The organism is uncultured Flavonifractor sp. (assembly GCF_944387675.1).
Lineage (GTDB): Bacteria > Bacillota > Clostridia > Oscillospirales > Oscillospiraceae > Flavonifractor.
On the sequence record NZ_CALXFV010000001.1, the window covers coordinates 1 to 21,120 of the forward strand.

At 65.1% G+C, this 21,120-nt stretch carries 14 protein-coding genes and 1 pseudogene; 5 read left to right on the forward strand and 10 right to left on the reverse strand.

The window, feature by feature from the left end:
• Positions 1 to 9: 9 nt before the first annotated feature.
• The 5 genes and pseudogenes from Q0J74_RS00005 (at position 10) to Q0J74_RS00025 (ending at position 11,468) form a co-directional block, all read left to right on the forward strand.
• On the forward strand, positions 10 to 99 hold the full coding sequence (locus tag Q0J74_RS00005) for a 3-keto-5-aminohexanoate cleavage protein (RefSeq protein ID WP_363315537.1): 90 nt from the start codon (positions 10 to 12) through the stop codon (positions 97 to 99).
• Between the two features lie 68 nt (positions 100 to 167).
• Positions 168 to 1,033, forward strand: a pseudogene (locus Q0J74_RS00010) (3-keto-5-aminohexanoate cleavage protein).
• Positions 1,034 to 1,237: 204 nt separating this feature from the next.
• Positions 1,238 to 2,833 (forward strand): MBL fold metallo-hydrolase RNA specificity domain-containing protein, encoded by a 1,596-nt coding sequence (locus tag Q0J74_RS00015; protein WP_297208748.1) that lies wholly within the window; start codon positions 1,238 to 1,240, stop codon positions 2,831 to 2,833.
• A 273-nt stretch (positions 2,834 to 3,106) separates the two neighbouring features.
• Positions 3,107 to 10,207: an S-layer homology domain-containing protein gene (locus tag Q0J74_RS00020; RefSeq protein WP_297208750.1), complete on the forward strand. Its 7,101-nt coding sequence runs from the start codon at positions 3,107 to 3,109 to the stop codon at positions 10,205 to 10,207.
• Positions 10,208 to 10,289: 82 nt separating this feature from the next.
• A complete protein-coding gene (locus Q0J74_RS00025; RefSeq protein ID WP_297208752.1) occupies positions 10,290 to 11,468 on the forward strand; it encodes a YibE/F family protein in 1,179 nt (392 codons plus the stop codon).
• 52 nt (positions 11,469 to 11,520) lie between these two features.
• Here the strand turns inward: Q0J74_RS00025 and hemL are convergent, their stop codons facing one another.
• The 10 genes from hemL to Q0J74_RS00075 are packed head-to-tail and all read right to left on the reverse strand — an operon-like array spanning position 11,521 to position 21,092.
• Entirely contained in the window at positions 11,521 to 12,801 is a 1,281-nt protein-coding gene (hemL, locus tag Q0J74_RS00030) for a glutamate-1-semialdehyde 2,1-aminomutase (protein ID WP_297208754.1), read from the reverse strand.
• The gene (gene hemB, locus Q0J74_RS00035; RefSeq protein ID WP_297208756.1) at positions 12,801 to 13,784 is read right to left on the reverse strand and encodes a porphobilinogen synthase; all 984 of its coding nucleotides are present in this window, start codon (positions 13,782 to 13,784) and stop codon (positions 12,801 to 12,803) included. The genes hemL and hemB overlap by 1 nt, the downstream gene beginning before the upstream one ends.
• A 2-nt stretch (positions 13,785 to 13,786) precedes the next feature.
• Positions 13,787 to 15,271, reverse strand: coding sequence for a uroporphyrinogen-III C-methyltransferase (cobA, locus tag Q0J74_RS00040; protein WP_297208758.1), 1,485 nt, complete (start codon positions 15,269 to 15,271; stop codon positions 13,787 to 13,789).
• Positions 15,256 to 16,146, reverse strand: a complete 891-nt coding sequence (gene hemC / locus Q0J74_RS00045) for a hydroxymethylbilane synthase (RefSeq protein WP_297208760.1) — start codon at positions 16,144 to 16,146, stop codon at positions 15,256 to 15,258. The genes cobA and hemC overlap by 16 nt, the downstream gene beginning before the upstream one ends.
• Entirely contained in the window at positions 16,143 to 17,789 is a 1,647-nt protein-coding gene (locus Q0J74_RS00050) for an NAD(P)-dependent oxidoreductase (protein ID WP_297208762.1), read from the reverse strand. Before Q0J74_RS00050 ends, hemC begins: the two co-directional genes overlap by 4 nt.
• Positions 17,786 to 18,481 (reverse strand): precorrin-2 C(20)-methyltransferase, encoded by a 696-nt coding sequence (gene cobI, locus Q0J74_RS00055; protein WP_297208764.1) that lies wholly within the window; start codon positions 18,479 to 18,481, stop codon positions 17,786 to 17,788. The genes Q0J74_RS00050 and cobI overlap by 4 nt, the downstream gene beginning before the upstream one ends.
• Positions 18,478 to 19,332, reverse strand: a complete 855-nt coding sequence (locus Q0J74_RS00060; protein WP_297208766.1) for an ATP-binding cassette domain-containing protein — start codon at positions 19,330 to 19,332, stop codon at positions 18,478 to 18,480. The genes cobI and Q0J74_RS00060 overlap by 4 nt, the downstream gene beginning before the upstream one ends.
• Positions 19,329 to 20,108, reverse strand: a complete 780-nt coding sequence (gene cbiQ, locus Q0J74_RS00065) for a cobalt ECF transporter T component CbiQ (RefSeq protein ID WP_297208768.1) — start codon at positions 20,106 to 20,108, stop codon at positions 19,329 to 19,331. The genes Q0J74_RS00060 and cbiQ overlap by 4 nt, the downstream gene beginning before the upstream one ends.
• A gap of 2 nt (positions 20,109 to 20,110) precedes the next feature.
• Positions 20,111 to 20,401, reverse strand: coding sequence for an energy-coupling factor ABC transporter substrate-binding protein (locus Q0J74_RS00070; protein WP_297208770.1), 291 nt, complete (start codon positions 20,399 to 20,401; stop codon positions 20,111 to 20,113).
• A 13-nt stretch (positions 20,402 to 20,414) separates the two neighbouring features.
• Entirely contained in the window at positions 20,415 to 21,092 is a 678-nt protein-coding gene (locus Q0J74_RS00075) for an energy-coupling factor ABC transporter permease (protein ID WP_297208841.1), read from the reverse strand.
• Positions 21,093 to 21,120: the final 28 nt, after the last annotated feature.

The window sequence follows — 21,120 nt, forward strand, 5'->3', positions numbered from 1 at the left end:
GTCCAGTTCGTGGAGCGCGCCCGCAGGGTCATTGAGGAATTCGGCAAGCAGGTGGCCACTCCCGACGAGGCCCGCGAGATCCTCAGTCTGAAACAGTGAGTCCTGTTATGAGCGAAAAAAAGGTTATCCTCACCGCCGCCATTACCGGCGCGGTACACATTCCCAGCATGTCCCCCTATCTGCCCATCACCCCGGAGCAGATCATTGACGAGGCCGTGGCCGCCTGTCAGGCGGGGGCGGCGGTGGTACATCTCCACACCCGGGACCCCAAAACCGGACAGCCCACCGGCGACCCGGAGCTGATGCGGCAGGTGGTGGACGGCGTGCGGGCGCGGTGCGGCGTGGTGATCGGAATCACCACCGGCGGCGCCATCGGCATGACCAGCCAGGAGCGGCTGGCCGCTCTGCCTACCGCCCGGCCAGAGCTGGCCTCCTGCAACGCCGGCTCGGTCAACTTCTGCTTTGCGCCCATTGCCGACAAGATCAAGCAGCCCAAATTCGACTGGGAGATTCCCTTTGTGAAAAACACCTATCAAGTTCCCTTCGCCAACACCTTCCAGGATATCGAGGACTACATGTCCATCATGGGCCAGCACCAGGTCAAGCCGGAGTTTGAGGTCTATGAGACCGGTATGATCAGCAACATCGCCTATTTCCTAAAGCGCGGCCTGGTACAGGCGCCCGTTTACTCCAGTTTGTGCTGGGGGTGATGGGGGGCATGCCCGCCACCATCGCCAACCTGAATTTCCTGGTGGAGACCGCCCAGAAGGTGCTGGGGGATCAGTTCCTCTGGTCCTGCGCGGCGGCCGGAAAGGATCAGTTCGATCTGGTCACCACCGCCATCTGTCTGGGCGGCAACGTCCGGGTGGGTCTGGAGGACAACCTCTACCTCTCCAAGGGGGTACTGGCCAGGTCCAACGCCGAACCCATCGCCAAGATGAAGCGCATCGCCCAGGAGCTGGGCCGCAGCGTGGCCACTCCCGACGAGGCCAGGCAGATGCTCTCCCTTCCCCCCGCGGCCTGCGGCGGATAACCCGCCGTTGTCCATAAAATCCTCCCTGCAAACCACTCTCTTCTCTCTCATCACACGCATCTTTCTCACCAAGCGCACCCCTTTTCCTCCCTCAGCCAGGCGCCGCAAGGCGCCTGGCTGACCTTTTTACTCTTCGTTCGACTATTTACACCGGTCGGTTTTGGAGGTACAATCACCTTACAGAAGATCATAAGGAGGTGTCCCATGAAACTGACCTTTTTCGGCGCGGCCCATGCCGTCACCGGCAGCTGCCATTGCGTGGAGTGCGGCGGAAAGAAGATTTTGGTGGACTGCGGCTTGCAGCAGGGCAGGGATGAGCGGAACAATCAGGAGCTGGACTTCAACGCCGGATACATTGACGCCGTGGTGGTCACCCATGCCCACATCGACCACTCCGGGCGCATTCCCCTGCTGGTGAAGCAGGGGTTTGAGGGAAATATCTACTGCACCCGGCTCACCGGCCAGCTGCTGAGCATCATGCTCCGGGACTCCGCCCACATTCAGGAGAGCGACGCCCAGTGGCAGAACCAAAAGGGCCGGCGGGCGGGGGCCGAGCCGGTGGAGCCGCTGTACACCGTGGCCGACGCCGAGGCCGCCATCAAGCACATTGTCACCTGTGAGTACGGCACCCGGCTGCAAATTGAGGACGGGGTGAAGGTACGCTTTGTGGACGCCGGCCATCTGCTGGGTTCGGCCAGCGTGGAGATGTGGCTCACCGAGGGGGAGCAGACCAGGAAGGTGGTCTTCTCCGGCGACATCGGCAACCGGGACCAGCCCATCATCCGCGACCCCCAGTACATCAAGGACGCCGACTATGTGCTCACCGAGAGCACTTACGGCGACCGGCTCCACGACATGGACGAAAATCCCGACTACACCGCCGACCTGGCCGCCATCATTGACGAAACCCTGGGCAGGGGAGGCAACGTCATCATCCCCTCCTTCGCCGTGGGCCGCACCCAGGAGCTGCTTTACTTTATCCGAGAGATGAAGGAGCAGGGCCTGGTAAAAAGCGTCCCCGATTTCCAGGTGGTGGTGGACTCTCCTCTGGCGGGGGAGGCCACCCGCATCTTCTCCGGCGACCTTCACGGTTATCTGGACGAGGAGGCCATCGCCGCCTTGAAGGGGGGCGCCCTGTTCCAGTTCCCCGGCCTGGCCATCACCGAGAGCAGCGCCGAGTCCCGCGCCCTGAATGAGGACAAAACCCCCAGGGTGATCATCTCCGCCTCCGGCATGTGCGACGCAGGACGAATCCGCCACCACCTGAAGCACAACCTGTGGCGGCCAGAGTGTACCGTGGTGTTCGTGGGCTATCAGGCGGAGGGCAGTCTGGGCCGCCGGCTGCTCAACGGCGTCTCCTCCGTAAAGCTCTTTGGGGAGGAGATCGCCGTTCAGGCCCGCATCGTCAACTTCCACGGCCTCAGCTCCCACGCCGACCGGGACGGGCTGCTGCGGTGGATTGAGGCCTTCGTCCCCCAGCCTAAGCAGATTTTTGTGGTCCACGGGGAGGCGGAGGTGGCCGACCTGTACGCCAGCACCCTGCGTCAGCGGGGTCTGGCCGCCCACGCCCCCAATTATGAGGAGGTCTACGACCTGCTCACCAACCAGATGCTCTCCCCCGGCCTGCCCCCGGAGAAAAAGCCGGCACCTGCCGCCGGCGGCTCCCCCGCCTACCAGCGGCTGGAGGAGGTGGGCCGCAGGCTTATGGAGGTCATCGCCCACAACAAGGGCGGTACCAACAAGGATTTGGGCAAATTTGCCGATCAGCTGCGGGCGCTTATCGAAAAGTGGGACCGCTGACCTTTCCTCCATATCGGACGCCGTGGGAATTCCACGGCGTCCATTTTTATCCGGCCGCCCTCTTTTTTGTAAAATCCATACAATTACTTTTTGTTATTTACAGATTCTATACGTCAACTTACCAAGAAAATATTGTGGTGCGAAGTATAATCTGTTAAAATAAGAACATCCGGATTGCTTGAGGAAGAAAGGAGGCTGACCACCCGTGCAGCCCATTGGAACCGCGTGACAGCCCGTAACGCTTTTATTAAAGGAAGGATGGATGATTCCAGTATGAGACAAGTCCGAAAATCACTTCTCCCCGCCCTGCTCTGTCTGGCCATGCTCCTTTCCCTGCTGCCCGGGGCGGCCTTTGCCGCCGGGGAAACGGGGACCTTCACCAAGATTACCGCGCAGGAGGAGCTGACCGACGGCAAGTATGTCATGGTCGTGGAGACCGGCTACGCCGCCGGCGCTCTGGACGGCACCTGGCTCAGCACCCTCCAGGTCACTGACGAGGGCGACAGCCTGACTGACCCGGACGCCAGCCTGGTGTGGGACGTGGCGGTTACCGCCGACGGCGTTACCCTCACCGACGCCAACGGCGTTCAGATTGCCCCCAAGGGCGGCAACAACAACGGCATCCAGGATGGGACCTATACCTGGGCGTTTACCTTTGCCGACGGGGCCTTCCGCTTCCTGGGTACCGGGGAGGACACCGTGACCCTGGCCAGCAACAAGAACACGGAAAACAAGTTCCGGGCTTACAAGAACACCACCATCAATGCCGGCTACCCCTGTGATTTCACCCTCTATCAGTATGTGGAGGGTACCGGCTCCACCGAACCCGAGCCGGAGCCGGAACCCGAGCCGGAGACCATCTCCATCGCCCAGGCCCTGGCCGCCGAGGACGGCGCCGAGGGTCTCACCGTCAAGGGCGTGGTCACCCTCATCGACGGCAAGAACCTCTACCTCCAGGATGAGACCGGCGGCATCTGCGCCTACCTCTCCTCCAGCCCCACCGGCGTGGCTCTGGGGGACACCGTCATCGCCACCGGCAACCGGGCCACTTACAGCGGCCTGCCCGAGCTGTCCGGCGCCAGCTTTGAGAAGTCCTCCGGCCTCACTCTCTCCCCCGCCGTCAAGACCATCGGGGAGCTCACCGAGGCCGACATCTGCACCTATGTCACCATCCAGAATCTGACCGTTACCGAGGTCTTTGACAACAACGGCCAGTATACTAGCCCCAACATCACCCTCCAGGACACCGACGGCAAATCCATCCAGCTCTACAAGGCCGTGGTGGACAAGAATGAGGACGGCACCTGGGCCGTGGCGGTGGATGACGTTGTCAACGTCACTGCGGCGGTGGGCGTGTACAACACCACCCTCCAGCTGCGCAATACCATTGCCGGCGAGATTCAGCCCGCCGCCCCCGCCGAGCCCGAGCCGGAGACCATCTCCATCGCCCAGGCCCTGGCCGCCGAGGACGGCGCCGAGGGTCTCACCGTCAAGGGCGTGGTCACCCTCATCGACGGCAAGAACCTCTACCTCCAGGATGAGACCGGCGGCATCTGCGCCTACCTCTCCTCCAGCCCCACCGGCGTGGCTCTGGGGGACACCGTCATCGCCACCGGCAACCGGGCCACTTACAGCGGCCTGCCCGAGCTGTCCGGCGCCAGCTTTGAGAAGTCCTCCGGCCTCACTCTCTCCCCCGCCGTCAAGACCATCGGGGAGCTCACCGAGGCCGACATCTGCACCTATGTCACCATCCAGAATCTGACCGTTACCGAGGTCTTTGACAACAACGGCCAGTATACTAGCCCCAACATCACCCTCCAGGACACCGACGGCAAATCCATCCAGCTCTACAAGGCCGTGGTGGACAAGAATGAGGATGGCACCTGGGCCGTGGCGGTGGATGACGTTGTCAACGTCACCGCGGCGGTGGGCGTGTACAACACCACCCTCCAGCTGCGCAACACCATCGCCGGGGAGATTGCCAAGCCCGGTGCCTCCGCCGGCCCCATCTACAACGGGGAGCAGGTGGTCATCTACAATCCCGCCTACGGCAAGGCCCTGTCCACCGCCTATAACGACTACTACAACATGGGTACGGACGTTACCCTGACCGGCGGCACCCTCACCGGCTTTACTGCCGCCGACGTGTGGACCGTCACCGACAACGGCGACGGCACCTGGTCCTTCTCCTACGGCGGGCAGAACCTGGGCATGGCCGACAGCTATACCAGCATGACGCTGGGGGAGAAGTTTGACAAGTGGGAGCTGGTGGACGCGGGCGGCGGCCTGTGGTATGTGAAGAATCCGGACCGCGACGCCTACATGGAGTACCAGGACAACTACGGCACCTGGAGCGCCTACTACAACATCGCTGCCGGCAGCGAGGGCATGTTCGCCCTGAGCTTCTATGAGGTCACCGAGCTGCCAGAGCCTCCCAGCGGCGAGGTGGAGTTCCCCGAATCCTTTGTCATCTACAACGTGGGCGCCCAGGGCGTGCTGGCCGCTCAGGACGACAATGAGACCAGCCCCTCCGTGAACGCCGCCGCCGCCTCGCTTTCCGACGGCGCGGCCACCCCCGCCAACGGCGCCCGGGTGTTCATCGTGGAGGAAAACGGGGAGTATTACCGCTTCAAGACCGCCGACGGCTATCTCTCCTCCAACGGCACCGGCAACAACGCCTTCTATCAGGCCGAGGCCACGGAAGACTCCGACTGGACCGTAACCGCCTTTAACGGCGGGTACAATCTGATGAGCCGCACCGCCAAATTCAACGGCAAGTACGACCAGTATCTGGAGTATTACGGCGGCTCTTACAAGACCTACAGTCTGTACAGCGACAGTGGCAAGGACATCTACACCTTCTTCTTCTACCCCCTGGCCGATGGCGTCACCGTCACCGAGGGCGTGGTCAACGTACCCGCGGTCAGCTTCGGTACCCTGGCCGAAGCCTATGCGGGACAGGCGTACACCCTCACCTTCACCGTGGACAGCGTGTTCGGCGTACAGGAGCTCTCCGTCAAATACGGCGAGACGGCGGCCGAACCGGCCAGCGGGGACGGTGTCTACTCCATCACCATCCCCGCCGGGGACATGAAGGAGGGTACACTCACCGTCACCGTCACCGGCACTGACGCCAAGGGCGTGGACTTTACCGGCTCCATTGAGATTCCTGTCAAGGACGAGCCCTACATCCTCGACGTGTTCCCCGCCCCCAGTTCCCAGACCGGCGACGACAAGGCCCCCGAAATCGGCTTCACCTTCGTCAACGCCGGAGAGAATCCCACCATTACCCTGTCGGTGGGCGGGCAGGCCGTCACCCCCGTTGTGGAGGACGGCAAAGCCTCCTACACCCCCACGGCTGACCTGGCCGACGGCAAGCTCACCGTCACCGCCACCGTCACCCGGGCCGACGAAAAGTCCGTCACCCGCACCTGGACCTTCACCGTCGGCAAGGCCCAGTACCAGCTCTACTTCGGCCAGCTCCACTCCCACACCAAGGAGTACTCCGACGGCGCGGGCACCCTCCAGGAGGGTCTGGACTATGTGGCCAGCCTGCCTGAGAGCGCCAACGTGGACTTTGTGGCCTTCACCGATCACTCCAACTACTTTGACAGCACCTCCGACGCCAACCCTGAGGCCGCCCTGTACGATATCAGCCAGATGACGGCGGAGAGCAAGGCCAAATGGGATGCCTACACCGGACAGATTGACGCGTTCAACGCCGCCCATGCCGGTGAGATTGTGGCCCTGGCGGGCTTTGAGATGACCTGGTCCGGCGGCCCCGGCCACATCAACACCTTCAATACCCCCGGCATCGTCTCCCGCAACAACACCACCCTGAACAACAAGACCGCCGACGCGGGGATGCAGGCCTACTACGCCCTGCTGAGCAATGAGAACCTGGCGGACTCCATCAGCCAGTTCAACCATCCCGGCACCACCTTCGGCAACTTCGCCGACTTCGGCTACTACGATCCCATCATTGACACCCGGATGTATCTGGTGGAGGTAGGCAACGGCGAGGGCGCCATCGGCGCCGGCGGCTACTATCCCAGCTATGAGCAGTACATCATGGCCCTGGACAAGGGCTGGCACCTGGCCCCCACCAACAACCAGGACAATCACAAGGGCAAATGGGGCAACGCCAACGACGCCCGGGACGTGATCCTCACCGACGACTTCTCCGAGGAGGGCATCTACGAGGCCATCCGCAACTACCGGGTCTACGCCACCGAGGACAAGAACCTGGAAATCAGCTATACCCTCAACGGCCAGATGCTTGGCTCCATCATTGAGGAGATCCCGGAGAGCGCCGTTATCAACGTCAGCGTGTACGACCCCGACTCCTCCGACTCCATCTCCAAGGTGGAAGTGGTGGTCAATTCCGGTGCGGTGGCCTACACCTGGGACGATCCCACCCAGCTGGCCTCCGGTGAGCTGAACTGCACCATCCCCGCCGAGTACAGCTACTACTTCATCCGGGTCACCCAGGGCGACGGCGACATCGCCGTAACTGCCCCGGTATGGGTGGGCGAAGTGGTGAAGCTGGGCATCTCCTCCGTGGCGTGCGGCACCTCCACCCCTGTCACCGGCGAGGCCCTCACTCTCACCACCACTCTCTTCAACAGTGAGACGGCCGAAGCCACCGTCAAATCCATCACCTACACCAGCGGCAGCCAGACCCTGTACACCGACAACACCGCCCGCACCATTCCCGCCTCCAGCACCCTGGCTGTGGACTGGAGCTATGTCCCCGACACGGCCCGGGTGATGAGCATCACCGTCACCGCCGTCATTGAGGAGGGCGGCATCGCGTACAGCTATTCCAAGAGCGTGACTCTGGACATCCTGGACGCCAGCCAGCTGGTGTATATCGGCATTGACGCCTCTCACTACAATGAGTACGTCAACGGCAACTACAAGGACTCCATGGGCAACTTCGGCACCCTGGCCGCCGGCTACTCGGTGCGTACGGTGCAGCTGAACACCAGCGACGAGCTGATTGCCGCCTGCGAGAACGACGGCGGCAAGTACGTGGCCCTGGTGCTCACCGCACCCTCCCGCCGGGACGGCGACAGCCTGCGGGACCCCTATGTATGCTACTCCGAGCAGGAGATTCAGGCCATCGCAGCCTTCAACGCCGCCGGCGGCACGGTAATCGTGGCCGGCTGGGGCGACTTCTACGAGAGTTACAAGGACTTCCCCGCAGAGGACCACATGGCCGCCCAGCAGAACCTGATTTTGGAGGCTCTGGGCTCTCACCTGCGCATCAGCGACGATGAGCTCAAGGACGACTCCTACAATGGCGGCCAGCCCCAGCGTCTCTACCTGAGCAGCTACAATTTCGACTCCTTCCTGCTGGACCGGGTGGAGTTTGACGCGGACAATCCCCACGACAACCTGTACACCGAGCTGTTCAGCCAGTACGGCGGCGCCTCCATCCACGTGGTGGACGGGGACGGACAGCCCACCACCGCCATCCCCGACACCGTAACCCCGGTGGTATACGCCTTCGACACCGGCTATTCCGCCGATGACGACAAGGACAACCGGGGCGGCCTGGGTACCATTCCCGAGTATGCCTACGGCGACGGTACCGACCGCCTGCTGGCGCTGGCCACCGAGGATTTGGGCGGCGGCAAGGGTCTGATCGTGGTCTCCGGCGCGGCCTTCCTGTCCAACTTCGAGGTGCAGGCCACCATCAGCGACTCCGGCGCCGAGAAGAACTACTCCAACTACAAGATCTGCGAAAATCTGGTCAACTATCTCAATCCCACCACCATATCCGAAATTGCCGAGGTACAGGCCCAGAAGCAGGAGGGAATCAAGTACGTAGTGGAGGGCGTGGTCACCTCCAACGCCTCCGGCTACGACAAGGACACCGCTTTCTTCGACTGTATCTACGTCCAGGACGACACCGCCGGCATCAACGCCTTCCCCGTGGCGGGGGACTACAAGATCGGCGACAAAGTCCGCATTACCGGCACCACCTCCTCCTACCAGGGAGAGCGGCAGCTCAACGTGACCGCTATTGAGAAGATCGGCGAGGTTGAGCCCCTTGCGCCCAAGTCCATCACCACCAGAGAGGCGGCCAACTCCACCTACCTGGGCAGCCTGGTTCAGCTCCAGGGCGTGGTGGTCAGCTTTGCCGAGGCGGAGGGCTCCATCCAGACCATCATGGTCCGGGACGAGAGCGGCTATGACGCCCGGGTGTTTATCGACGGCTACATCACCCAGGACAAGACCATTGAAAACCTGGCGGTGGGCCACGAAATCACCGTGGTGGGTCTGTCCTCCTATGACAACAGCTTTGACGGACCCGCCCCCCGCATCCGCGTCCGTGACCGGGCCGAGATCACGTGCGGCACCGAGGTAGTGGATATCCCGCCGGCTTACAGCGGCGGCTCCTCCGGCGGCGGCAGCTCCTCCTCCGGCAACAAGACGGAGGTTGTCACCAACCCCGACGGCTCCACCACCACCACGGTAACCAAGCCCGACGGCTCTTCCTCCGCCACCACCAAGTTCCCCGACAATACCACAACCATTACCAACACCGACAAGGACGGCAACAGCGAGACCACCGTGAAGGTGCCTGAGCAGGTCGTCAGCGCCGCCGCGGAAAAGAGCGAGAGCTTCCTGGTCTCCATGCCCCAGCAGTCCGCCGCCGGCAGCATGGACGCCGCCCCCTCCATCACCCTGGATTTGGCGGACAAGACGGACATCAAGGTGGAAATCCCGGTGAAGGACGCTACCTCCGGCACCGTGGCTATCCGGGTGGATAAGGACGGCAGCGAGGAGATTTTGAAAGACACAGCCCTGTCCGGCAACGGCATCACCGTCACCCTGTCTGACGGGGACACCATCAAGATCGTGGACAACGCCAAGAGCTTCACCGACGTGTCCGACACCCATTGGGCCAAGGACAGCATCGACTATGTCACCAGCCGCAGCCTGTTTGAGGGGACCAGCGCCTCCACTTTCACTCCCGCCGGCCCCATGACCCGGGCCATGGGCTGGACCATGCTTGCCCGGCATGCCGGGGTGGATACCTCCTCCGGTACCACCTGGTATGAGGCCGGCCAGACCTGGTCTATGGAAGAGGCCATCTCCGACGGCAGCAGCCCCGAGGGCGACCTCACCCGGGAGCAGCTGGTCACCATGCTGTACCGCTACGTGGACAGCCCGGCGGCAGAGGGCGATTTGAGCGTCTTTGCCGACGCCGTCTCCGTCAGCGGCTGGGCCTATGATGCTATGGTCTGGGCAGTAAGTCTGGGCCTGGTGGAGGGCGTGGGCGAAAACCGCCTGGCTCCCCAGAACACCATCTCCCGGGCCGAAGTGGCCACCCTCTTCGCCCGCTTCGCCGCGCAGTTCTGAGCTTCCTAGCCACAGCACAAGAAGCGGGCCGCCCGCCGCAGCGGGCGGCCCGCTTCTCTTTTAGAGAGGAGGACCCGTTTCTATGGGCCGAAAAACCACTGCTCCGCCCGCCCCCCTGTGGACCCGCCGCCGTGTGGCCGGGCTTGTCACAGGTCTGCTTCTGTTTCTCATCCTGGCGGGGGGCTGCCTGCTGCTGACCGAAGAGAACCGGGCGCTTACCGCCGCCCAAAAGCGCTCTTTCGCCGTGGCCCGGGTCAGCGACGTGCTGGCCGACAACGCCCAGCCCGAGGCGTGGAGCGAGGGGCTGCGGGTGGGTTCCCAGCTGCTGGAGCTGGAGATCCTTACCGGCGAGCACAAGGGCGCTATCCTTGAGAGCGTCAACTACCTGACCGCCTACGCCAACGTGGACTGTTCCCTGGGTACCCGGGTCATTGTCCGGCTGGACACCGACGACAGCGGCGCGCCCTACATCATTTCCATCCCCAACTATGACCGGGGTCCGGTACTGGCGGGGATGATCGCCGTGTTCGCCCTGCTGCTGGCGGCCATCGGCGGGAAAAAGGGGCTGATGGCTCTGCTGGGCCTGGCCTATACCCTGGCAGGCATCTGGCTGCTGCTCATCCCCCTGGTCCTCCGGGGAGCACCCCCCATTCCCGCCGCCATTGCCATTGCCGCTTTGACGGCGGCTGCCTCCCTGCTGATGCTCACCGGCTTCACCCGCAAGACCCTGTGCGCCGGCCTGGGCTGTGTGGGGGGTGTGGCGGCTGCCGGCCTGTTTGCCTGGATGGTGGGGCTGCTCACCCCTATCAGCGGCTTCAACATGTCGGAGGCGGAGGAGCTGGTACTCCGGGCCTATGACAGTCCTCTGGAGATTCGGGGCCTGCTGGTCAGCGGCATCCTCATCGCCGCTCTGGGGGCGGTGATGGACGTGGCCATGTCCATCTCCTCGGCGTGCAGCGAGCTACGGGCGGTGGAACCCCACCTGACGGCGGGGCAGCTGTTCCGCTCCGGCATGAACATTGGCCGGGACGCCATGGGTACCATGGCCAACACCCTGATTCTGGCCTTCGCCGGCGCCTCCTTCAACGTACTGCTCCTCTTCCAGGTGTACGGCTATCCGCTGATTCAGATTATCAACAGCGACGCCATGGCCATTGAGCTCATCCAGAGCGTGGCCGGGTCGGTGGGAATCATCCTCACCGTCCCCCTTGTCTCTCTGCTGGCCTCCTTCATTCTTACACGGAGCCGCCCGGCCGGCTAAATACTTCAAACCCCCAAACGGGACCGCCTGAGCGGCCCCGTTTGGGGGTTTCTCACAGGGTTGGAAACACAGCCCTGGCCGCGGCCAGGGTAGCCTCCAGCTCGGCCCGGGTGTGGGCGGCGGAGACAAACATGGCCTCAAACTGGGCGGGAGCCAGGGCCACACCGTGGGCCAGCATCCCCTGAAAATATCTGGCGTAACGCCCCACGTCGCTGCCCTTGGCGTCCACAAAGGCGGTGACGGCGGTGGGGGTGAAGAAGGGGGAGAGCAGGGAGCCGATCTGGTTCACCGCCACCGGTACGCCGGCCTCCTCCGCCGCCTTCCGCAGGCCGGCGGCCAGCCAGGCCGCTTTGGCGGCAATGTCCTCATACACCTCCGGGTGCTCCTTCAAATAGGTGAGCTGGGCCAGGCCGGCGGCCATGGCCACCGGATTGCCGCTGAGGGTCCCCGCCTGGTACACCGGACCGCAGGGGGCTACCTGTTCCATCAGCGCCCGGCTGCCGCAGTAGGCGCCCACCGGCATGCCGCCGCCGATGATCTTGCCGAAGGTGACCAAGTCGGCCCTGACCCCAAAATATTCCTGGGCGCCCCCCAGGGCCAGCCGGAAGCCGGTGATCACCTCGTCAAAGAGAAGCAGGGCGCCGGACTTGTCGCACAGGGTCCGCAGGCCCTCCAGAAAGCCGGGATCGGGGTTCACCACCCCCATGTTGGCGGCCACCGGCTCCACAATGACGCAGGCCACCTGGCCGGGCCAGGCATCCAGCAGGGCCTCCACAGAGGAGAGGTCGTTGAACTGGGCGGTGAGGGTGTGCTTCACAATATCCTCCGGCACACCGGCGGAGGAGGGATGGCCACCCGCCAGGGCGGAGGAGCCGGCATTCACCAGCAGGCAGTCGGAGTGGCCGTGGTAGCAGCCCTCAAACTTGATGATCTTGTCCCGTCCCGTGGCGCCCCGGGCCAGGCGGACGGCGCTCATCACCGCCTCGGTGCCGGAGTTGACCATCCGCACCATCTCCACGCCAGGCACCAGCTCCACCATCAGCCGGGCAATCTCCACCTCCCGGCGGGTGGGGGCGCCGAAGGAAAGGCCGTCTTTCACGGCCCGCTCCACCGCCTCCCGGATGACCGGGTGGTTGTGGCCCAGGATCATGGGTCCCCAGGAGCACACATAGTCGATGTACCGCTTGCCATCCTCATCCCAGAGCCAGGGGCCGTCGGCCCGGGTGATAAAGCGGGGGGCCATGCCCACCGCCCGGTAGGCCCGCACCGGGGAGTTGACTCCGCCGGGGAGGACCTCCACCGCCTGCTCATACAGCTGCTCGCAGCGGTCCATCAGCCGATCTCCCCTTTCTGAATGGCCTGGGCCAGTTCCTTGGCATAGTAGGTGATGAGCATGTTGGCCCCCGCCCGGAAGACGGAGAGGGCGGACTCGCACATCACCCGGTGCTCATCTATCAGTCCGGCCGCGGCGGCGGCCTTGATCATGGCATACTCCCCGGACACGGAGTAGGCGCACATGGGCAGGTCAAAGGCATCGGAGCATTCCCGGATCACGTCCAGATAGCTGAGGGCGGGCTTGACCATGAGAATGTCCGCCCCCTCTTCCACATCCAGGGCGCACTCCTTCAGGGCCTCCTTCCGGTTGTGGGGATCCATCTGATAGCCCCGCCGGTCCCCGAAGGAGGGGGCGGAGCCGGCGGCGGAGCGGAAGGGGCCGTAGAAGGCGGAGGCGTATTTGGCGGAATAAGCCATAATGGGGGTGGTCGGATGGCCATGCCCGTCCAGGATGGCCCGGATGGCGGCCACCCGGCCGTCCATCATGTCGGAGGGGGCCACCATATCCGCCCCCGCCTCCACATGGCTGAGGGCGGTTTTGGCCAGCACCTCCAGGGTTTTGTCGTTGTCCACCTCATGACCGTTGAGGATGCCGCAGTGGCCGTGATCGGTATACTCGCACATACACACGTCGGTAATGACGTAGAACTCCGGATATTGGGCCTTGATGGCCCGGATGGCCCGTTGGATCACCCCATCCGCCGCCCAGGCGGAGGAACCCACCGGGTCCTTCTCAGCGGGCAGGCCGAAGAGAATGCAGCGGCCTACCCCGGCCGCCAGGCACTCCTCCACCGCCAGGCACACGCTGTCAAGGCCGTAGTGGTTCTGCCCCGGCAGGGCCTCAATGGGCCTGACCCCCTTCAGGGTCTCGTCCACAAAAATGGGGTAAATGAGGCTGTCGGGAGACAGGCGGGTTTCCCGGCACAGACGGCGCACTCCCTCGTTGCTCCGCAGGCGGCGGGGCCGTTGGATCAGTTCCATATTCAAACACCTTCCATCATCAATTCCACCAGGGCGTCCAGCGTGGCCGCTTTGGCTGTTTTCACGGGGATGCCCTGCCTCTGCGCCTCGGCGGCGGTCTGGGCGCCGATGCACAGGCCCACCATCCGGGAGAAGTCGGCGTCCGCGCCCACGGAGGAGACAAAGCCCTTCACCGTGGAGGCGGAGGTAAAGGTGACCAGGGTCGTCTCCTCCCCCTCCACCAGCGCCCGCAGCGCCTGGGAGCGGGGATTGTCATACACCGTGCGGTAGGTGGCCACATCGTCATAGGCTATGTTACGCTCCCCCAGGGCCGCTGTCAAGGCGGGGGAACCCTCCTCTGCCCGGAGGATCAATACCCGCCCACCGGCGGGCAGGCCGGCGCCCAGGTGGGCGGCGTCATACACCGCCGGGACGTAGTCGGCCTTCAGGCCGTGTCCGGCCAAGGCCTGGGCGGTGCCGGGACCGATGGCCGCCAGTCCCACGCCGCCCAGGGCGCGGGCATCCCGCCCGTGTCCCGCCAGCCAGCGCCACAGAACCTCCACCCCGGCGGGGCTGGTGAGGGCCAGCCAGCCGTATTCCCCCAGCCGCTCCATGACCTGGTCCAGCGCCGGGCAGGGTTCCAGGGGGTGCGTGGCGATGCAGGGGTATTCCCACACCTCCGCCCCCAGCTTCCGCAGCCGGGCGGCCAGGGTGCCGGAGCGCTCACGGGGTCGGGTGACCACCACCGTCCGTCCCTTCAGGGGCAGGCGGTCAAACCAGTCAAACTGCTGGGCCAGGGCGCACACCGCCCCCACCACAATGACGGCGGGGCTTTCCACTGCCGCCTCCGCCGCCCGCCGGGGCAGTTCCGCCAGGGGAGCGTCAATCCGCCGCTGGGCTGGGGTGGTCCCCCGCTCCACCACGGCGGCGGGGGTGGCCGGGTCCATGCCAGCCGCCAGCAGCCCGGTACAGATGGCCTCCAGGGCGGACACACCCATCAGGAAGACCAAGGTGCCGCGGGTCCGCACCAGGGCCGTAAAGTCGATGTCCAGCTCCTTCCCCAGGCGCTGGTGGCCGGTGACGATGTGCAGGGAGGAGCAGCAGTCCCGGTGGGTCACCGGAATGCCCCCGTAGGCGGGGGCGGCAATGGCGGAGGTGATGCCGGGTACCTCCTCAAAGGCCACACCGTGGGCAGCCAGCAGCTCCAGTTCCTCCCCGCCCCGCCCGAACAGAAAGGGGTCGCCCCCCTTGAGGCGCACCACGTTTTTCCCCTCCAGAGCCTTGTCCAGCAGAATTTGGTTGATCTGCTCCTGGGGGACCGGGTGGCGGGCGGCCTGTTTGCCCACATTGATTCCCTCCGCCGCCTCCGGGATCAGGGCCAGGATGGCGGGACTCACCAGCCGGTCGTACACCACCACCTGGGCGGTTTGGAGGGCCTCCAGTCCCTTGCGGGTGAGCAGGCCGGGATCTCCCGGCCCCGCCCCCACCAATGTCACTTTCCCAGGCATGGACAGCCCTCCTTCATCTGGTCTGCCAGGGCGGCGGCCAGCGCCTCTCCCCGGTCTGCCGGGCCGGTGACGGCGGCTCGGAACACCCGGCCCGCCCCGTCCACATACAGCCCGGCGATGGAAATCCCGCCGCCCTCAATTTGAGCGTGGGCAGCAATGGGGGAGGAGCATCCCCCGTCCAGCGCCCGGACGAAAGCCCGCTCGGCCAAGGCGCACAGGGTACCCGCCTCATCCAGCACACCGCTGAGGCAGCTCAAGTCCTCCCCCGCCCGGGTCTGGAGGGCCAAAATGCCCTGGCCCGCGGCGGGGATCAGCTCCTCCACGGAAAAATACCGGCTGATCCGCCCCTCCAGCCCCAGCCGCTTCAAGCCGGCGGCGGCCAGCACCAGGGCGGAAAAGCCCCCCTCGTCCAGCTTCCGCAGCCGGGTGAGCACGTTGCCCCGCACCGGAGCGACATCCATGCCGGGGAAGAGTTCTTTCAGCTGCACCGCCCGCCGGGCGGAGGCGCAGCCGATGGGCTTGGTTCTATCCAGTTCCGCCGCCCCCCGGGGGAGTACCAGCACATCCCTGGGGTCCTCCCGGCGGGAAAACCCCGCCAGAGGGATACGGGGGTCGATGTCCATGGGCAGGTCCTTGCAGCTATGTACGGTGAGGTCCGCCCGCCCTTCCAGCAGGGCGGCGTCCAGCTCCTTGACAAACAGGCCCTTGCCCCCGATCTGATCCAGGGTGCGGTCCAGGATCTTGTCCCCGGTGGTCTTCATGGTCACCAGTTCCAGGGCAATGTCCGGATGATGGGTCCGAATGGCCTCCATCACCAGCTCCGACTGGATTACCGCCAGCCGGCTCTCCCGGCTGCCCACCCGTATGGTCCTCATTCCAATCCCTCCAGTACGCTTCGGATGGCCTTGGCCGCCCGGGCGGTGCGGGCGTGGTCGTCGCCCTTTCCCGCCACACCGGCCACAATGCCCTGGCCGGCGCACACCGCGGGGAAAAAGAAGGTACACTCCTCCGGGGCGTCGGCCACGCTGACGGGGATGCCCAGCGCCCTGGCCTCCTCTCCCACCGCCCGGTTCACCGCCCGGTCGTCGGTGGCACTCACCGCCAGTTCCGCCCCGGCCAGATCGCCGGCGGCATAGGGCCGCTGGAGCCAGCGCACCCCCTGGGGCAGGCTTTTGCACCGGGGGGCGATGAGACTCACCTCCGCCCCAAAGCGCACCAGCACCCCCGCCCGGCGACAGGCCACGGCGCCGCCGCCCACAATCACCGCCCGCTTGCCCGTCAGGTCCACAAACAGGGGGAAGCGAAAAGGGCGCTCCTCCGGCTGGCTCCACCGGGGGCGGGCGGCGGTATGGACCTCGATCTTCCGGGCGGCCCGCTCCAGATCCTCCGGGGTAAGACTCTCCCGCAGGCTGCCGGAGAGCAGGTCCACCGCCCGGCTCACCGCCAGCTCCACCAGGTCCCGGGCCTCCGGTCCGTCCAGGTCGGTGGACAGTACCCGGGCGGTCACCGCCTGCTTTACCCGCTCCAGCCCGGGCAGACAGGAGCGGTAATTCTCCCATTGCTCCAGCTGGGAGAGATATTTTTCCACAATCTCCTCCGCCTGGGGAGGGATATCCCGGCACACCGACACACCCAGGTCATCCACGTTGTAAAGGGTGAAGCCGGGCAGCTCCCCCACTGCCGGTTCAATGTCCCGGGGAATGGCCAGGTCGGCCAGCACACGGGGCGGACGGGCCAGTTCGGCCAGCTGGTAGGCCGCCACGGTGTAGTGGGGGCTGGTGGTGGCGGAGAGTACCAGGTCCATCCCCTCCATGGCGTCGTACCGCCCCTCATAGGGTACCACGGCACAGCCGGCGGGTACCACCGTCTGCCCGTGGTGATAGCTGCGCAGGGTGATGGTGACGGCGCAGCCCGCGGCCCGGAGCAGTTGGGCGGCCAGCCGTCCCATTTCCCCGTTGCCAATGACCAGACCCCGCCTGCCCGCCAGGCCGCCCAGGGCCTCCGCCAGCTTCTCCACCCCGCTCTGGGCCGCGGAGCGGGGAACCCCGGTGAGGCGTACCCGGCTTTTCATCTCCTTGCCAGCGGCGGCGGCATTTCGGAACAGAGTCTCCAGCACGCTGTCCGCCGTCCCCGCCTCCCGGGCGGTCTGAATGGCCCCCTTGACCTGGGTGACAATCTGATCCTCTCCCCAGATCTGGGAGCGCAGGCCCCCCGCCACCTCCATCAGGTGACGGGCCGCCTCCCGGCCCTGAAAGGCGGTAAACGAACCGGCAAGGGGGGCATACGCCACCCCTGCGGCGGCGCACAGCAGGGCGGCGGCGTCCGGTCCGGCCCCGTCGCCGCAGGAGAGATACAGCTCCGTGCGGTTGCAGGTGGACAGCAGCACGCAGCCCTCCACCCCGGGGTCCCGCCACAGCCGCCGGTTCAGCTCCACCACCTGGCTGCGGGTAAAGGAGAGACTCTCCCGCAGGTCGATGGGCGCCCTGTGCCAGTCCAGGCCCGCCATAATCAAGTTCACGCCTGTTCCCCCTTCTTTACCACTACCACGGAGAAGTAGCCGCTGCCCGCCTCCAGCTCGGCAAACCTGGGGCAGACCAGCTCCCCCTCCATGCCGCAGTTGGCCACCAGGGAGGCCCGGTCCAAAAGTCCGTGCCGGGCCAGGGTGTCCTTCAGCGCCCCAATCTCCCGGCCCGCCTTCATAAACACCAGGTTGGCGTCCACATCCAGGCAGTCGGTCATATCCTTATGGGAGGCGGGAACAATGAGCAGCCGCTCGCTTTTCTCACACAGGGCCATGCCCAGCCGGGCGGCTACTGCGCAGAAGGAGGGGACGCCTGGGATGATTTCCGCCTCGTACCCCCTGGCCGCCACCTTTCGGTGGAGGTAGAGGTAGGTGGAGTACACTGTGGGGTCTCCCAGGGTGAGGAAGGCCACATTCTTTCCCTCGTCCAGGACGGCGCATACCAGGTCGGCGTTGCGCTCGTAAGCCTGGTCCAGGGCGGCCTCGTCCCGGACCATGGGGGCGGCACAGCACAGCAGCTGTTTCCCCTCCGCCAGCTCCCCGGCGATGGCCAGGGCGGTTTTCTCCCCCCGGCCGGCGTCAGGCACTGCCAGCACCGGTGTATTCTGAATGATCCGCCGTGCCTTACAGGTGAGCAGCTCCGGGTCGCCGGGACCCATCCCCACCCCGTAGAGTTTCCCCTGATTCATAGCTTTTCTTCCTCCTTGAGCAGACGCAGGATCTCTCGCCGGGCCGCCCCGATGGTGGCGGCGGAGCGGTGGGTATCCAGTCCGTCGGCCTGCCGCAGCACCTCCATCAGGTGGGCAATGCGGGGCAGGCGCAGATGATTGGCCCGGAGCGCCTCCGGATCGGCAAACAGTTCCTCCGGCGTTCCCCCCCGCAGCACTCTGCCGCCCCCCAGCAGGTAGGCGTAATCGCAGTAGAGGGGGACGATGTCCATATCGTGGGTGGCGATAAGTACCGTCATGCCCAGGCTGTCCCGCAGCCGGACCAGCAGGCGCATGATCTCGCTCACCCCCTGGGGATCCAGTCCGGCGGTGGGTTCGTCCAGAATAAGCACCTCCGGCTCCATTACCAGCACCCCGGCAATGGCCACCCGCTTCTTCTGCCCGTAGGACAGGGCGTGGGTGGGCCGGTCCCGCAGCCCGGCGGTACCGGTGCGGACCAGGGCCTCCTCCACCCGGCGGCGGACCTCCTCCGGAGGCAGGCCCAGGTTCACCCCGCCGAAGGACACGTCCCGGTACACATCGGCGGAAAAAAGCTGGTCGTCCGGGTCCTGAAACACAATGCCCACCCGGCGGCGCAGGGCGGTCAGCCCCTTCCTGTCGTAGGACACCGGCACTCCGTTCAGCAGCACCTGACCACTTTGGGGGGTAAACACCCCGTTGAGGTTGAGAAACAGCGTGGACTTTCCCGCCCCGTTGGACCCCAGCACGCCGGTGATGCTCCCCCGCTGGGCGGACAGGGTAATGTGATCCAGGGCCGTGGTGCCGTCCTCATAGGCGTAGCACAGCTGCCTGGTTTCAATCGCAGGATTCATCCCACCGCCATCCTTTCCAAGCCGTACACCAGCAGCTGCCCTCCGGCTATCGCCACCGTCAGGGGAAGCAGCCACAGGCCGGGAGTATAATCCCCGGCCAGCGTGGCCAGGCTGCCGGCATAACCCCGGGCCTCCAGGGCGGTGTAAATGCTCTGGGCCTTGCGCCAGGCCCGGAGAAACACCATGGAGGACAGCTCGCCCAGGGAACGGACCGACCGGCGGAAGCCCTGGTAGCCCAATCTGGACTCCTGAGCCAGGCGGATGTTGGCCGCCGTCGCCCCCAGCACAAAAATAAACCGGTAGATCAGCTCCATCAGTTCCACCGCCAGCCGCGGCACCCGCAGCCGCTCCAGGGCCATGGTCAGATCGGTAACGGGGGTATTGAGGGAGAGGAAGTACATGCACCCCACAGCCCCCATAGCCTTGCAGAACAGTCTGGCCGCCTGGTCCAGGTCACCGGCGGTAAACCCCCACAGCCGCTCTCCCACCGGCAGGGCGGCTAACGTCGCCGTTCCCGTCGGGTAGCTGTGGATCAGAATGGTGATTCCGCCCACCACCAGGAAGGCCAGCGGGACCTTTAAAAAGTGGAGGTACACCTTGACCGGCAGGCCTCCCAGGACGGTGATGAGTATCCCCATCGCCAGCACCGTGGTCAGGCCCACCCACACGCTGTCACAGCACAGGCACACCACCAGGGCGGCGGCGGCCAGAACCAGCTTGGGCAGAGGGGCCACCCGGCGCAGGCGGGACTGATAGGCATAGCGGTCGGTACCCATGTTCAATGCGCTCCCTTATGGTTGTCGGGCTTGGTCACCCGGCCCAGTACAAAGCCCACCACTCCCGCGCCGATGGCGGCCTGGAGGGCAAACAGCATGGACTCCACCTCGCCGCTGGCCGGCTCCAGAACGGGTTCAAACCAGGGCTCATAATCGGGATTCAGCTGGGCAATGGCCACCTCCGCCTCGCCGTCCGCCCCGCCGAATTCGGCGCCCCGCAGCAGCCACAGGGGGATGGCGGCAAGAAGGACCACCAGCAGGATTAAAATCAAATTTTTCTGCCAGATCTTCATCTCTCTTCCCCCCTTACAGCACCCGCAGCTCCTGGAGCTGGGCCTGACTGTACTTCTCCAGCACGTTGAAGATGACCACGGTGAGCAACCCCTCGGCAATGGCCAGAGGTACCTGGGTGACGGCAAAGATGGCGAGGAACTTCTCCATGCCCCCGTTCACCAACCCCAGCTGGAGGGAGGTGACCACATAGGTGAACAGATCCCCCAGGGCGGCGGCGGCAAACACCGCCAGGGCGGGAGGCGCCTTCATCTTCCGCAGCAGCCGGTACACCGCCCAGGACAGGATGGGGCCGGCTATAGCCATGGAAAAGGTGTTGGCTCCCAGGGTGGTAAGGCCCCCGTGGGCCAGCAGCAGGGCCTGGAAAAGCAGCACAATAAGACCCAGCACCGCCATGGTGAGGGGTCCGAAGAGGATGGCCCCCAGGCCCACCCCGGTGGGATGGGAGCAGGAGCCGCTGAAGGAGGGAATTTTCAAGGCGGAGAGCACGAAGGCAAAGGCTCCGCACATGGCCAGCAGGATTTTGGCCCGGGGGGCCTGGTCAATCCGCCGCTTGATGGACAGAAAGCCCGCCACCACAAAGGGGATGCACACCGCCCCCCACAGCAGGCACCAGTTGACGGGCAGCCAGCCCTCGGCAATGTGCATGGCCCCGGCGTTCACCATCAAGCTGCCCGCCAGCGCCGCCAGCATTCCTCCCGTCAGGAGGAACCGATTGAAT

Excerpts from the sequence above, each read along its gene's own strand:
- Q0J74_RS00070 (WP_297208770.1), bottom strand. The coding sequence starts at position 20,401 with ATGAAGATCTGGCAGAAAAATTTGATTTTAATCCTGCTGGTGGTCCTT.
- Q0J74_RS00020 (WP_297208750.1), top strand. The coding sequence starts at position 3,107 with ATGAGACAAGTCCGAAAATCACTTCTCCCCGCCCTGCTCTGTCTGGCC.
- cbiQ (WP_297208768.1), bottom strand. The coding sequence starts at position 20,108 with ATGGGTACCGACCGCTATGCCTATCAGTCCCGCCTGCGCCGGGTGGCC.
- cobA (WP_297208758.1), bottom strand. The coding sequence starts at position 15,271 with ATGCCTGGGAAAGTGACATTGGTGGGGGCGGGGCCGGGAGATCCCGGC.
- Q0J74_RS00015 (WP_297208748.1), top strand. The coding sequence starts at position 1,238 with ATGAAACTGACCTTTTTCGGCGCGGCCCATGCCGTCACCGGCAGCTGC.
- hemB (WP_297208756.1), bottom strand. The coding sequence starts at position 13,784 with ATGGAACTGATCCAACGGCCCCGCCGCCTGCGGAGCAACGAGGGAGTG.
- hemL (WP_297208754.1), bottom strand. The coding sequence starts at position 12,801 with ATGGACCGCTGCGAGCAGCTGTATGAGCAGGCGGTGGAGGTCCTCCCC.
- Q0J74_RS00025 (WP_297208752.1), top strand. The coding sequence starts at position 10,290 with ATGGGCCGAAAAACCACTGCTCCGCCCGCCCCCCTGTGGACCCGCCGC.
- Q0J74_RS00060 (WP_297208766.1), bottom strand. The coding sequence starts at position 19,332 with ATGAATCCTGCGATTGAAACCAGGCAGCTGTGCTACGCCTATGAGGAC.
- Q0J74_RS00075 (WP_297208841.1), bottom strand. The coding sequence starts at position 21,092 with ATGCTGGCGGCGCTGGCGGGCAGCTTGATGGTGAACGCCGGGGCCATG.
- hemC (WP_297208760.1), bottom strand. The coding sequence starts at position 16,146 with ATGAGGACCATACGGGTGGGCAGCCGGGAGAGCCGGCTGGCGGTAATC.
- cobI (WP_297208764.1), bottom strand. The coding sequence starts at position 18,481 with ATGAATCAGGGGAAACTCTACGGGGTGGGGATGGGTCCCGGCGACCCG.